This window comes from Microcella humidisoli (assembly GCF_024362325.1).
In the GTDB taxonomy this organism is placed as follows: Bacteria; Actinomycetota; Actinomycetes; order Actinomycetales; family Microbacteriaceae; genus Microcella; species Microcella humidisoli.
The window spans coordinates 2,296,413-2,309,830 of record NZ_CP101497.1 but is presented as its reverse complement, the minus strand read 5'-3'; the positions used below and the strand labels follow the sequence as shown (position 1 = coordinate 2,309,830).

Below are 13,418 nucleotides of genomic sequence, written 5' to 3'. Positions count from 1 at the left end.
CGCTGTGCGCGCGCATGCTTCATGCTGACGGGATGCCCGACTCACCTGCGGCGCAGAACGCGCGCCCCGCATCCCTCGATGCGATCGACCTCGCGATGCTCGCCGAGCTCGAACGCAACGGGCGCCTCACCAATGCCGCACTCGCGGCCCGCGTCGGCATCGCCGAGTCGACGTGCACGCAGCGGCTGCGCTCGCTGCGCGAGCGCGGGATCATCCGTCGGTTCCGCGCCGACATCGACCCGGCCGCGCTCGGCCTCACGCTGCAGGCGCTCATCACCGTGCGCCTCGGCACCCACGGGCGCGAGCAGATCCGCGGCTTCGAGCAGCGGGTGCGCACGCTGCCGAGCGTGCTCACGGCCTTCCACGTCGCGGGAGCCGACGACTACCTGCTGCACGTCGCCGTCGAGTCGGCCGCGGCGCTGCGCGAGCTCGTGCTCGAGCACCTCACGACGCACCCGCACGTGCGGCACGTCGAGACGCAGCTCGTGTTCGAAGTGCTCGAGGGCGCCGGCATGGTGCCGAGTGGGGCGCGTTCCTCCTCCGACTAGCGCTGCGTGGCCGCGGCCCAGGCCTCGAGCTTGGCCGCGGCGGCTCCAGAGTCGATCGCGGCCGCGGCGACCTCGAGCTGCTCGGCGAGGCGCTCGAGTAGGGGTCGGCGCAGCTGCTCCGGGTCCTGCGCGAGCCGGAACGACACGAGCCCCGCCGCGGCGTTGAGCAGCACGATGTCGCGCACCGGCCCGGCGTCACCCGCGAGCACCGCGCGCGCGAGGCCCGCGTTGTGCTCGGGCGTCGAGCCGAGGATGTCATCGATCGACGCCGTCGGAATACCCAGCTCCCGCGGGTCGAGGTCGTGCTCGGTCACGAATCCGCGCGACACCTCCCAGATGTGGCTGTGGCCCGTCGTCGTGATCTTGTCGATGCCGTCGTCGCCGCGGTAGACGAGCGCCGTCGCCCCGCGCGTGCGGAACACGCCCACCATGAGCGGCACGCGGTCGAGGCTCGCGACGCCGACCGCCGAAGCCTCGGGCCGCGCGGGGTTGCACAGCGGTCCGAGGATGTTGAAGACGGTCGAGATTCCGAGCTGGCGCCGGGGCGGGCCCGCGTGGCGGAACCCCGGGTGGAAGACCGCCGCGTTGAGGTAGGTCAGACCGACCTCGCCGAACACCTCGGCCACGCGCTCGGGCTCGAGCTCGATGTTCACGCCGAGTACGCCGAGCACATCCGACGCGCCCGAGGCCGAGCTCGCGCCCCGGTTGCCGTGCTTGGCGACCGGCACGCCCGCCGCAGCGACGACGATGGATGCGATGGACGACACGTTCACCACGGCGCCGTAGGGATCTCCCCCGGTTCCGACAATGTCGAGCACCATGGAGTCGATCTCGAGCGATCGAGCGTGCCGAAGCGCAGCATCCCGGAAGCCCACGATCTCGTCAACCGTCTCGCCCTTGGCCCGCAGTGCCACCAGGAAGCCGCCCAGCTGGGCCTCGGTCGCCTCACCCGAGACCACCTGCTCCATGGCCCACGAGGCCTCGGCGATCGACAGATCGTCGCCATCGAGCATGCGGGTGAGGATGCGGGGCCACGTGGGGAGCGTCGACATGCCTTGATGCTACTTTCTCGCTCGAAACCGGGGTGTCGCCCGGCTCGAACCTCCAGTTTCATCGGTCATAATGAGTGGGTGACCAGTACCTCGCTTTCGAGCTCGCTCAGCGCGCCCACGATCAACCGACCGAACGTCGTCGCCGTGGGCACGATCGTCTGGCTGGGAAGCGAGGTGATGTTCTTCGCTGGCCTGTTCGCCATCTACTTCACCCTGCGGTCCACGTCTCCGCAGCTCTGGGAGCAGGGCACCGAGCTCTTCAACATCCCGCTCGCGACCGTGAACACGATCATCCTCGTGCTCTCGAGCGTCACGTGCCAGTTCGGCGTCTTCGCCGCCGAGCGCCTGCAGGCGCGACGGACCGGCTGGAGTCCCGTCAAGTGGGGCATGATCGAGTGGTTCTTCCTCACCTACGCGATGGGCGCTGTCTTCGTCATCGGCCAGATCTACGAGTACGCCATCCTCGTGAGCGAGTACGTCACCCTCGACTCCGACGCCTTCGGCTCGGCCTTCTACCTCACGACCGGCTTCCACGGCCTGCACGTGACGGGCGGTCTCATCGCCTTCCTCCTGGTGATCGGCCGCGCATATGCCGTGAAGACCTTCACGCATCGCGATGCCACGAGCGCCATCGTGGTCTCCTATTACTGGCACTTCGTTGACGTGGTCTGGATCGGCCTCTTCCTCGTCATCTACGTCCTTCAATAACCCGCAGAATCGAGACGCTCCACACCATGGCACCCACCGCTCCTGCATCCGCCCGTCGCGCCGGCCGTCGCCACCCGCTCGCGACCACTGCGCTGCTCGTCGTCGGCCTCCTGGCCACCGGCGGCGCCTACGCGCTCGCGACGGCCACGGCCACGGCCGAGACGACCGCCGCCAGCGCGCAGCTCATCGACGAGGGCGGCAAGCTCTTCGCCGCGAACTGCGCCAGCTGTCACGGCCTCAACGCTGAAGGCACCGCTGCCGGCCCGACCCTGATCGGCGCGGGCGCGCTCGCCGTCGACTTCCAGGTCGGCACGGGCCGTATGCCCATGGCCGCCTCGGGCCCGCAGGCCGAGGTGAAGCCGGTGCAGTTCACGCAAGAGCAGATCGACGCCATGGCCGCGTGGGTCGCCGACCTGGCTCCCGGACCGGCTGTTCCGGCGGACCGCTACATCGCGGGCGACGGCGACGCCGCCAACGGAGCCGAGCTGTTCCGCATCAACTGCGCGATGTGCCACAACGTCGCCGGCGCCGGCGGCGCGCTCACGGAAGGCAAGTGGGCTCCCGGCCTCGCGGGCGTCGACCCCGTGCACATCTACGGCGCGATGGTCACCGGGCCCCAGAACATGCCCGTGTTCAGCGACCTGAACCTCACCCCCGAAGAGAAGAACGACATCATCACCTACCTGCTCTACGTGCAGGAGAACCCTTCTGTCGGCGGCTGGGACCTCGGTTCGCTCGGCCCCGTCTCCGAGGGCCTCTTCATCTGGATCTTCGGCCTCGGCGCTCTCGTCGGTGTGACCATCTGGCTCACCGCGAAGTCGAACTAGGCCCGCACGCACTCGAGGAAAGGACGACCATTGGCTGAGGCACACGACGGCACCCCCAACGGCGAGACCGTGGGCAACGCTGTCGCCCAGCAGGCGGATCACGCGGCGCCCGCGCCCGCCGTCGCGGTGGTGCGCACCGACCGCATCCCGAACCCCGGATTCCCGCCCGAGCGGCTGCGCGTCACCGATCTCGACCCGAAGAAGGAGAAGCAGGCCGAGCGCACGATCAGCGCGCTGTTCTTCCTCTCGATCGTCGGCAGCGTGCTCGCCGTCGCGGCGTACATCCTGTTCCCGATCGACGAACTCGACCCGGGCAGCATCCGCCTGAACAACATGTTCCTCGGCATCGGCATCACGCTCGGTCTGCTCGGCGTCGGCATCGGTGCGGTGCACTGGTCGAAGGCGCTCATGCACGGCCACGAGCTCGTCGAGCAGCGGCACCCCACTCGCGGCAGCGACGAGTCGCGCGAGCGCGCCGTCGAGATCTTCAGCGAGGCGAACGCCGAGTCGGGCTTCACGCGGCGCACGCTCGTGCGCAACTCGCTCATCGGCGCGGTCGTGGCCACGCCCATCCCGGCAATCGCGCTCTTCCGTGACCTCGCTCCGGCCGAAGACCCGGTGGCACTGCTCAAGCACACGATGTGGGAGGCCGGCACGCGCCTCGCGCGCGACCCTTCGGGCACGCCCATCAAGGCCTCCGAGGTGACCATCGGGTCGGCGTTCCACGTCATTCCCGAGGGCCTCGCCGAGCTCGAGTCGCACCGCCTCGAGGAGAAGGCCAAGGCGGCCGTGCTCCTCATGCGCCTCCCCGTCGACGAGCTCAATGAAGACCCGGCGAAGGCCGACTGGTCGTACGACGGCATCGTCGCCTACTCCAAGATCTGTACGCACGTCGGATGCCCCGTCGCGCTGTACGAGCAGCAGACGCACCACCTGCTGTGCCCCTGCCACCAGTCCCAGTTCGACGTCGCGAACCACTGCGAGGTCATCTTCGGACCGGCGGCCCGTCCCCTTCCCCAGCTCCCGATCACTGTGGATGAAGAGGGTTACCTCGTCGCGCAGAGCGACTTCACCGAACCTGTGGGTCCGAGCTTCTGGGAGCGTGCACTGTGAGTACCACTGTGACCCCGCCGGCACCGTCGGCCGAGACCGCGCCCGGGCGCGGCATGCGGTTCACGGGCTGGGCGGCCAACTACGTCGATGAGCGCACGAGCGCCTCGACCGCCGTCAAGGCCCTTGGGCGCAAGATCTTCCCCGACCACTGGTCGTTCATGCTCGGTGAGGTCGCGCTCTACAGCTTCATCGTGATCCTGCTCAGCGGCACGTTCCTGACCTTCTTCTTCGACCCGTCGATGACCGAGGTCGAGTACGAGGGCTCCTACGTGCCCCTGCAAGGCATCCCGATGTCGGTCGCGTACCACTCGGCCCTCGACATCTCGTTCGAGATTCGCGGTGGCCTGCTCATGCGCCAGGTGCACCACTGGGCGGCCCTGCTCTTTGTGGCGGCGATCGGCCTGCACATGCTCCGCGTGTTCTTCACCGGCGCATTCCGCAAGCCGCGCGAGTTCAACTGGGTCATCGGCTTCCTGCTGTTCGTCATGGCGATGGCGCTGGGCTTCACCGGCTACTCGCTGCCCGACGACCTGCTCTCGGGCAACGGTCTGCGCATTATCGACGGCATGATCAAGGCGGTTCCGGTCGCCGGCGCCTGGATCTCGTACCTCCTGTTCGGCGACGAGTTCCCGGGCACCGACATCATCCCGAGGCTCTACGTCCTGCACATCATGCTGCTGCCGGCGATCACGATCGCCCTCATCGGCATCCACATGGTGCTCCTGATCGTCAACAAGCACACGCAGTTCGCCGCTCCCGGCCGCACCAACGACAACGTCGTGGGCGCCCCGGTGCTGCCGGCGTTCGCGGCGAAGGCCGGTGGGTTCTTCTTCATCGTCTTCGGTGTCATCGTGCTGATCGCCTCGTTCTTCACGATCAACCCGATCTGGAACTACGGACCGTACGACCCCTCACCGGTGTCGGCCGGAACGCAGCCCGACTGGTACATCGGCTTCGCCGACGGCGCTCTGCGTCTAATCCCGCCGAACCTCGATGTCGTCGACCCGTTCGGGTACACGTGGGCGTTCGGCGTGCTGATCCCGCTCGTCGGTCTCCTGGTGTTCATGGCCGCCGTGGCGCTCTACCCGTTCTTCGAGGCCTGGGTCACGGGCGACCGTCGCGAGCACCACATCGCGGAGCGCCCGCGCAACGCGCCGGTGCGCACGGCGATCGGCGCTGCGGGCGTCACGTTCTACGCGGCCCTGTGGGCAGCGGCGAGTTCCGACCTCATCGCGACGCACTTCCGCCTGACGATCGAAGGCGTCATCCACGCCCTCCAGTTCGCCACCGTGGTCGGCCCCTTCATCGCCTTCTTCATCACGAAGCGCGTGTGCCTCGCCCTGCAGCGCAAGGATCGCGAGATCGCGCTGCACGGCTTCGAGTCGGGTCGCGTCGTGCGCCTGCCTGGCGGCGAGTACATCGAGGTGCACGAGCAGCTCGACGACTTCGAGCGGTGGCGCCTCGTGAGCTTCGACGAGTACCAGCCGCTCATGATCCGCCCGAACGACGACGGCAAGATCACGGTCACGCAGCGCGTGCGCGCCGGGCTCTCGCGGTGGTTCTTCGAAGACCGCATCGCGCCGGTCACGATGAACGAGCTGGAGTCGCAGAAGCACTAACAGCACGATCCCCCGTCGGCCCCGCCCTCCTCCGAGAGCGGGGCCGACGTCGTTCGCGGGCGTGCCGCGGAGGACGATCGCGGGGCCTTTCGGCGTCGTCAACGCAGGGTGCGCTCGAGCGGCGTCCAGCCGACCGGCCGGGGCCCCGTGACCGACGCACGGCGGGCATCCTCGATGCGCGACCACCCCTGCAGCTCATCGATCCCACGAGCCGTGACGGCGCCCCGCGCGACTCGGAAGCCCACGTCCTCGATCGTCGCGTCCGGCGCGCTCCCCCGGCGCACAGATGCCCGCACGCTCCAAGGGCGGTCGGCCCATCCCCCTCCGCGCAGCACGCGGTAGTCGCCGTATCGCGCGGTGTCGGCGTGATCCCAGACCCACTCCCAGAGGTTGCCGAGCATGTCGTGGAGCCCGGCGCCGTTCGCCCGCTTGCGTCCCACCGGCTGCGGGGCGTCGACGTCGTCGATCGCCGTCCAGGCGATCTCGGCGAGCTCGCCGTACCGGGGCCCCGTCGTCCCCGCGCGGCAGGCGTGTTCCCACTCGGCCTCGGTCGGCAGGCGGAAGCCCGAGGCAGCCGCATCCCACTCGACGCGCTCCCCGTCGAGACGGTAGGCGGGCACGAGGCCCTCGAGCTCGGACGCCGCATTGCACCACCGCACCGCTGTTCGCCAGGAGACGCCGTGCACCGGGATCTCGGATGCACGGAGGACGGGCGGGGCCTCCCTGCCGCGGGGCACCGTGGAAGGCTAGCGGCCAGCGAGGCGAGCGCGGGGATTGTGACGCACGAGGCCGCCCATGGCCCTGCGCACGACCGGCGCCGTCCCTCGCGCAGGGTTCAGCGGGCAGCCCACTCGCGCCCAAGCAGGGCGAAGCGCTCGAGCGTCGTCCACTCGCCCTTGAACCAGTCGCCGTCGAGCACCGTGCCTTCATGCCGTAGCCCCAGGCGGCGCATGAGCGCAAGCACCGCCGCGTTGCGGGCATCGCCCTGCATCACGACGCGGTGCGCCCCCTGATCGACCATGAGCCAGTGGATGACCGCCTCGAGCGCCTCCCCGGCGTAGCCGCGCCCCTGATGTCTCGGGTCGAGCGTCACGCCGAGTTCGTAGGTGTCGGGCTGCTCGGCGTCCGCCCCCACGGCGACATCGCCCACGAGAGCCCCCTGGCGGCTATCGCGGAGCAGCAGGCCCAGCTGCACCCACTCCCCCGGGTTCGGGATGCCCTGCGCCGGCTGGGCGGTGATGAGGGACTCGGCATCGGCGAGCGAGTAGTCGGTGCCCCAGGTCTGAAACTGCGCGACCTCGGGCAGCCGCCGATACGACGCGAACGCCTCAGCGTCGGCGGGGCCGAGCGGCTCGATCACGAGACGCTCGGTGGTGAGAACAACGGTCATGCCTAGCGACCTCGGGTCAGAACACCCGACGCATGTACTCGGCGTTCTGCGAATAGCCCAGGCGGTCGTAGAACCCGCCCGCGCGGCGAGCAGCGACCGTGAGCTGTCGCACTCCTCGGCGGATGCACTCCGCCTCCACCTCGTGCACGAGAGCCGTGCCGAGGTCGAGCCCGCGGGCCTCCTCATCCACCGCAATCTCCTGCAGCTGGGCCGACAGACCGTTGGTCGAGAGCAGACGCGCGATCGTCGTTAGGGCGTAACCCTGCACGACGCCGTCGGCATTCTCGGCCACGAGCAGCAGCACGTCGGCACCGTCATCCGACGCCCCGACGATGGCCGCGAAGCTCTCGTCGAACGCCGATCGCACGGGCACGAAGGCCGCGCCGAGCTGCCGTACGAGGTCGAAGACGGCATCGGCATCCGTCGCCGTCGCCCGGCGCACGCCGCTCATGTCAGCGACCGAAATTGCCGCGGTAGTACTCGTAGACCCAGCCGACGAGCGCGAGCAACGCGATCGGCACCGCGTAGGCGACGATCCAGAACGAGATCGACAGGCCGAGGAAGACCAGCGCGGCGCCGGCGGCGAGGAACACCGGCCACCAGCTCCACGGCGAGAAGAAGCCCTGCTCCGCCTCGCCATCGTCGATGTCGGCGTCGAGGCGGTCCTCCGCCAGCTCGCCGCCCTGGTTGCGGTAGACGAGTCGGAGGTAGACCGCGATGAACGCCGACAGGATGGCGCAGAGGCCGATGGCCACCGCACCGACCCACTCGACCTGACCGGTGTCGATAATCGCCCACACGACGTAGACCACCGTGAGCAACGTGAAGAATCCGAGAAGGACCCAGAAGAGGTTGATCGTCGTCTTCATGGCCTGCCCTACTTGATCTTGTCGTCGTCGATGTCGAGCACGGGAGCGTCAGGTGCGTCCTTGAACGGTCCGATACCGAGCGGGATGCTCGCCTCGGGGTGGTTCAGGTCGAACGCCGGCGACTCCGAGCGGATGCGCGGGATCGAGGTGAAGTTGTGGCGCGGCGGCGGGCACGAGGTCGCCCACTCGAGCGAGCGGCCGTAGCCCCACGGGTCGTTCACCGTGACGAGCGGGGCGGTGCGCGCCGTGATGTACACGTTGAGCAGGAACGGGATCATCGAGGCGGCGAGCAGGATCGAGCCGAAGGTCGACAGCTGGTTCATCCACGTGAAGCCGTCTTCGACGAGATACGTGGCGTAGCGCCGCGGCATGCCCACGACACCGAGCCAGTGCTGCACGAGGAAGGTGGCGTGGAAGCCGATGAAGAGGGTCCAGAAGTGGATCATGCCGAGACGCTCGTTGAGCATCTTGCCCGTCCACTTCGGCCACCAGAAGTAGAAGCCGGCGAACATCGCGAAGACGACGGTGCCGAAGACCACGTAGTGGAAGTGGGCGACGACGAAGTACGAGTCGGAGACCGCGAAGTCGAGCGGCGGCGACGCCAGGATGACGCCCGTGAGGCCGCCGAAGACGAAGGTGATGAGGAAGCCGAGGGTGAAGACCATCGGCGTCTCGAAGGTCACCGAGCCGCGCCACATCGTGCCGATCCAGTTGAAGATCTTCACGCCTGTCGGCACCGCGATGAGCATCGTCATGAGGGCGAAGAACGGCAGCAGCACCGAGCCGGTGACGTACATGTGGTGCGCCCAGACGGTCATCGACAGCGCCGCGATCGCGATCGTCGCGTAGACGAGCGTCTTGTAGCCGAAGATCGGCTTGCGGCTGAACACCGGGATGATCTCGGACACGATGCCGAAGAACGGCAGGGCCAGGATGTACACCTCGGGGTGCCCGAAGAACCAGAACAGGTGCTGCCAGAGGATCGCTCCACCCGTGGCCGCGTCGAAGACGTGCGAGCCGAACATGCGGTCGGAGCCGAGCGCGAACAGCGAGGCAGCGAGCACCGGGAAGGCCATGAGCACGAGGAGCGACGTCACGAGGGTGTTCCACGTGAAGATCGGCATGCGCCACATCGTCATGCCGGGAGCACGCATGGTGATGATCGTGGTGATGAAGTTCACGGCGCCGAGGATGGTCCCGAATCCGCTCAGCGTGAGGCCGAAGACCCACATATTGCCGCCGAGCCCTGGTGTGAACGTCTGACTCGACAGTGGTGCATAGGCGAACCAGCCGAACGAGGCCGCCCCCTGGGGCGTGAGGAAGCCGGCGACCGCGATGAGCGAGCCGAAGGAGTACAGCCAGTACGCGAAGGCGTTGAGGCGCGGGAACGCCACGTCGGGCGCACCGATCTGCAGCGGCATGAGCACGTTGGCGAAGCCGGCGAAGAGCGGCGTCGCGAACATGAGCAGCATGATCGTGCCGTGCATCGTGAACAGCTGGTTGTACTGCTCTTTCGTCGCCACGATCTCGAGGCCCGGCGCGAACAGCTGGGCGCGGATCACGAGCGCCATGACGCCGCCGATGAGGAAGTACACGAACGACGTGATCAGGTACATGTACCCGATGGTCTTGTGGTCGGTGGTGGTGATCCAGCCGACGAACACGTTGCCCTTGCGGCGGACGGTCGGTGAGACGTGCTCCGGCGCGGGGCCGGAGACACTCGGACGAGGTGCGGTCGTGGTCATGAGCCGCTTACTCCTCTTCGGTCGCGCCGGTGGTGCCCGGCAGGTTCGTGTTCGTGTTGAACTCGGGGCCGAGTCGGCCGACGTTGCCCTCGGCGCGCAACGACTCGATGTAGGCGTCGTACTCGGCCTGCGAGACGACCTCGACGTTGAAGAGCATGAGCGAGTGGTACTCGCCGCACAGCTCGGCGCACTTGCCGGTGTACGTGCCCTCCTTCTCGGGGATGAAGTACCAGTAGTTGGTCTTCGCCGGGATCATGTCCTTCTTGTAGAGGAAGTCGACGATCCAGAACGAGTGGATGACGTCGCGAGACTCGATGCGAATCTCGACCTTCTGGCCGACCGGCAGGTAGAGCGTCGGCAGCGAGTCCGCGTCGATCGTGTTGTTCGGGCCGGTCTCCTGGGCCTGGATGCCTGCGTAGTAGACGTCTTCGGTGATGTAGTTGAAGTCCCACGCCCAGCGCTTGCCGTACACCTCGATCACCGTGTCGGGGTCGGCGAGCGGCGCCTCGATCTCGGCCTGGTCGCGGGCCGTGAAGGCGAAGAATCCGAGCACGAGGATGAGCGGCACGACCGTGTAGAACGCCTCGATCGGCATGTTGTAGCGCAGCTGGGCCGGGAGACCGGTCTGGCCCTTGCGACGGCGGTAGACGATCGCGGCCCAGATGATGAGCCCCCAGGTGATCACACCGACGACGAGCAGCACGATCCACGACGTGACCCAGAGACCGATGACGCGGTCGACCTGGTTCGTGGTGCCCGGCTCGGTCGGAAGCCAGCCGAGCTGCATCTGGGTCGTGCAGCCCGCGAGGGCGATCGTGGTGACGAGGGCGAGCGGGATCGCCGTCAATCGAAGACGTCGGTTGGAACGCACCGGAGACCTCTCGTGGCGGGGGCGGGGAACACTCGTCAGTCTACGTCACGGGCGAGGGGCCGACTGCCTCGCGACGCTCCGAAAGCACTGCCAATCGTGACGAATTCCGCGGCGTGACGACGCGCGACGGCGCGAAAAAGGGGCCCGCCGTCGAGCGGGCCCCTCATGCTCGGCCAGCAGGCCGATAGAGCTCAGTGGAAGCTGTCTCCGCACGCGCAGCTGCCGCCCGCGTTCGGGTTGTCGATCGTGAAACCCTGCTTCTGGATCGTGTCTTCGAAGTCGATCGAGGCGCCGTCGAGGTAGGGGACGCTCATCTTGTCGACGACGACCTCGACGCCGTCGAAGTCGCGCAGGGCGTCGCCGTCGAGCACGCGCTCGTCGAAGTAGAGCTGGTAGATGAGGCCCGAGCATCCGCCCGGCTGCACCGCGAGGCGGAGACGCAGGTCGTCGCGGCCCTCCTGCTCGAGCAGCGAGCGCACCTTCGCGGCGGCCGCGTCGGTGAGGCTGACGCCGTGAGCGGTGTCGCTGCCGGTCGTGGTGAGTGCGGTGTCGGTCATGGTGACTCCTCGAGTGGGTCGATATCTGGTGTCAGTGTACGTCGTCTGCCTGGATGCGCCCGTGAGCCTGGATGCGCGTCAGCAGCACGGCCTCGGTGAGGATCGCGCGCTGGAAGACGCCGAGATGCAGAGACTCGTCGGGGCTGTGCGCGCGCGTGTGCGGGTCTTCCACCCCCGTGACGAGCACCTGCGCCGCCGGGAACGTCTCGGCGAGCTGCGCGATGAACGGGATGGATCCGCCGACCCCCACCTGCTGGGGCTCGGCGCCCCACGCCTCCGCCATGGCCGCGAGCGCCTCGTCGACGGCCCACCCGCTCGTGTCGACGAGGAACGGCGCGCCGAGGTCGACGCTCGCGAACGCGAGGTGGGCACCGAACGGCGCGTGCGCCCGCAGATGGCGCTCGATGGCCGCGAAGGCCTCGTCGGGCGACTGCCCGGGCGCGATGCGAGCGCTGATCTTGACGGTGACCGAGGGGGCGAGGGTGTTCGAGGCGTTCTGCACGCTCGGCGCGTCGATGCCCGTCGCCGTGATGGCGGGCTGCGCCCACAGCCGGTGCAGCAGCTCGCCGCGCCCGATCGTCGTGACGCCGTCGAGCAAGCCGGCCTCATCGCGCAGGCGCTGCTCCGGGATGCTCGGCACGGGTTGCTCGTGCGACCGCAGTCCGTCGACCGCGACAGCGCCGTCGGCGTCGTGCAGGGTCGCGAGCAGGGCGATCGTCGCGAGCATCGCATCCGGAACCGCGCCGCCCAGCATGCCCGAGTGCGAGGCGTGCTCGAGCGTGGAGACGGTCAGGCTGAAGGTCGCGTTGCCGCGCAGACCCACGGTGAGCGACGGCGTGTCGATGCTCCAGTTGTCCGAGTCGGCGACGACGATGACGTCCGCCGCCAGCAGATCGCGGTGGCGCTCGAGGAGCGCGCCGAACGAGCGCGAGCCGAACTCCTCCTCGCCCTCGATGAACACGACGATGCCGAGTCCGGGCTCGCCCGCCGTCTCGACGAGGGCGCGGATCGCCGCGACGTGCGCCATCACGCCGGCCTTGTCGTCGGCGACGCCGCGCCCGTAGAGGCGGTCGCCGCGCAGCGTCGGCTCGAACGGGGGCGAACTCCAGTCGGACTCGGCGCCGGGGGGCTGCACGTCGTGGTGCGCGTAGAGCAGCACCGTGGGCCGGCCGGCCTCGGGTGCGCGGCGTGCCAGCACGGCCGGCTGCCCGAGCGCGCCGTCCGGGCCGGGGGCCCGATCGACGAGCACCTCGTCGAAAACGCCGAGCTCGCGCAGCAGCTCTGCCGTGCGCTCGGCCGAAGCCTGCACGTGCGCGGGATCGAAGCCGTCCCACGAGACCGAGGGGATGCGGACGAGCTCGCTGAGCTCGGCGATCGCCCGGGGCAGGCCGTGCTGCACGCTCGCGCGCAGCGCCTCGAGGGTGCCGTCGGGCAGCGGCGAGGGTGCGGAGCGTTCTGCAGGCGTCATGCCGGTAATCTTAAGGCTCTGCTTCAACGGAAGGATGTGCCGCCGTGGCCGCCCGCGACAACGCCAACCCCGCCCCCAGCGCCGCCGAGCAGGCGAACGCCGAAGCGATCGCCACTGCCGAGGCCATCGCGGCCGGCAAGGGCCGCCCGACGCCGACCCGTAAAGAGCGTGAGGCCGCGCGCAAGCGCCCGCTCGTGCCCAACGACCGCAAGCAGGCGGCGAAGGAGCACCGCGAGAAGATGAATGCCGCCCGTGAGCGGGCGCGCATCGGCATGGCGAACGGCGAGGAGAAGTACCTGCCGCAGCGTGACCGCGGGCCGCAGAAGAAGTGGGTGCGCGACTACGTCGACGCCCGCATCAGCATCGGCGAGTTCCTCATCCCGGTGATGTTCGTCGTCATCATCCTGACCTTCATCCCCTCGGTCGAGGCGCAGACCATCTCGATCCTCGCGCTGTGGGCCTTCTTCCTCGTCGCCGTGCTCGATTCGACGCTGCTGGGCTTCATCGTGCACCGCAAGCTCGTCAAGAAGCACGGCGCCGACAAGGTCGAGAAGGTGCGCTGGTACGCCGCGATGCGCTCGCTGCAGCTGCGCATCCTGCGTCTGCCGAAGCCGCAGGTGAAGCGCGGCCAGTTCCCCGACTGATCGGGAA

15 protein-coding genes are annotated in these 13,418 nt (G+C 68.7%); 6 read left to right on the top strand and 9 right to left on the bottom strand.

All coding sequences use genetic code 11. From position 1 onward, the window contains the following. The first annotated feature begins 32 nt into the window (after positions 1–32). Positions 33–548 carry an Lrp/AsnC family transcriptional regulator gene (locus tag NNL39_RS11280; protein WP_255159375.1) on the top strand — a complete coding sequence of 172 codons (516 nt, stop codon included), beginning with the start codon at positions 33–35 and terminating at the stop codon, positions 546–548. Here the strand turns inward: NNL39_RS11280 and trpD are convergent. Next, positions 545–1,600 (bottom strand): anthranilate phosphoribosyltransferase, encoded by a 1,056-nt coding sequence (gene trpD, locus NNL39_RS11275; RefSeq protein ID WP_255159374.1) that lies wholly within the window; start codon positions 1,598–1,600, stop codon positions 545–547. The two genes, NNL39_RS11280 and trpD, sit on opposite strands and share 4 nt — an antisense overlap. A gap of 78 nt (positions 1,601–1,678) precedes the next feature. Between trpD and ctaE the strand changes: the two genes are divergently transcribed. The 4 genes from ctaE (at position 1,679) to qcrB (ending at position 5,867) form a co-directional block, all read left to right on the top strand. Next, on the top strand, positions 1,679–2,308 hold the full coding sequence (ctaE, locus tag NNL39_RS11270; RefSeq protein ID WP_255159373.1) for an aa3-type cytochrome oxidase subunit III: 630 nt from the start codon (positions 1,679–1,681) through the stop codon (positions 2,306–2,308). Positions 2,309–2,334: 26 nt separating this feature from the next. Continuing rightward, entirely contained in the window at positions 2,335–3,135 is an 801-nt protein-coding gene (gene qcrC / locus NNL39_RS11265) for a cytochrome bc1 complex diheme cytochrome c subunit (protein WP_255159372.1), read from the top strand. Between the two features lie 69 nt (positions 3,136–3,204). Continuing rightward, entirely contained in the window at positions 3,205–4,248 is a 1,044-nt protein-coding gene (gene qcrA, locus NNL39_RS11260; RefSeq protein ID WP_456085691.1) for a cytochrome bc1 complex Rieske iron-sulfur subunit, read from the top strand. Positions 4,249–4,301: 53 nt separating this feature from the next. Next, the gene (qcrB, locus tag NNL39_RS11255) at positions 4,302–5,867 is read left to right on the top strand and encodes a cytochrome bc1 complex cytochrome b subunit (RefSeq protein WP_255160942.1); all 1,566 of its coding nucleotides are present in this window, start codon (positions 4,302–4,304) and stop codon (positions 5,865–5,867) included. 98 nt (positions 5,868–5,965) lie between these two features. Here the strand turns inward: qcrB and NNL39_RS11250 are convergent, their stop codons facing one another. From NNL39_RS11250 to NNL39_RS11215, 8 genes are all read right to left on the bottom strand, one after another. Beyond that, positions 5,966–6,604 (bottom strand): formylglycine-generating enzyme family protein, encoded by a 639-nt coding sequence (locus tag NNL39_RS11250; protein ID WP_255159371.1) that lies wholly within the window; start codon positions 6,602–6,604, stop codon positions 5,966–5,968. 98 nt (positions 6,605–6,702) lie between these two features. Beyond that, positions 6,703–7,257, bottom strand: a complete 555-nt coding sequence (locus NNL39_RS11245; protein WP_255159370.1) for a GNAT family N-acetyltransferase — start codon at positions 7,255–7,257, stop codon at positions 6,703–6,705. Between the two features lie 16 nt (positions 7,258–7,273). Continuing rightward, a complete protein-coding gene (locus NNL39_RS11240) occupies positions 7,274–7,708 on the bottom strand; it encodes a GNAT family N-acetyltransferase (RefSeq protein WP_255159369.1) in 435 nt (144 codons plus the stop codon). Position 7,709: 1 nt separating this feature from the next. Further along, positions 7,710–8,126: a cytochrome c oxidase subunit 4 gene (locus NNL39_RS11235; protein WP_255159368.1), complete on the bottom strand. Its 417-nt coding sequence runs from the start codon at positions 8,124–8,126 to the stop codon at positions 7,710–7,712. 8 nt (positions 8,127–8,134) lie between these two features. After that, a complete protein-coding gene (ctaD, locus tag NNL39_RS11230; RefSeq protein ID WP_255159367.1) occupies positions 8,135–9,871 on the bottom strand; it encodes an aa3-type cytochrome oxidase subunit I in 1,737 nt (578 codons plus the stop codon). A 7-nt stretch (positions 9,872–9,878) separates the two neighbouring features. Then, complete coding sequence (gene ctaC / locus NNL39_RS11225) at positions 9,879–10,742, bottom strand: aa3-type cytochrome oxidase subunit II (RefSeq protein WP_255159366.1); 864 nt, start codon at positions 10,740–10,742, stop codon at positions 9,879–9,881. 191 nt (positions 10,743–10,933) lie between these two features. After that, on the bottom strand, positions 10,934–11,299 hold the full coding sequence (locus NNL39_RS11220) for a HesB/IscA family protein (protein WP_255159365.1): 366 nt from the start codon (positions 11,297–11,299) through the stop codon (positions 10,934–10,936). 31 nt (positions 11,300–11,330) lie between these two features. Continuing rightward, positions 11,331–12,767, bottom strand: a complete 1,437-nt coding sequence (locus NNL39_RS11215; RefSeq protein WP_255159364.1) for a dipeptidase — start codon at positions 12,765–12,767, stop codon at positions 11,331–11,333. A gap of 44 nt (positions 12,768–12,811) precedes the next feature. On the opposite strand from NNL39_RS11215, the gene NNL39_RS11210 reads away from it, so the two are divergent. After that, positions 12,812–13,411 carry a DUF3043 domain-containing protein gene (locus NNL39_RS11210; protein WP_255159363.1) on the top strand — a complete coding sequence of 200 codons (600 nt, stop codon included), beginning with the start codon at positions 12,812–12,814 and terminating at the stop codon, positions 13,409–13,411. Positions 13,412–13,418 lie beyond the last annotated feature (7 nt).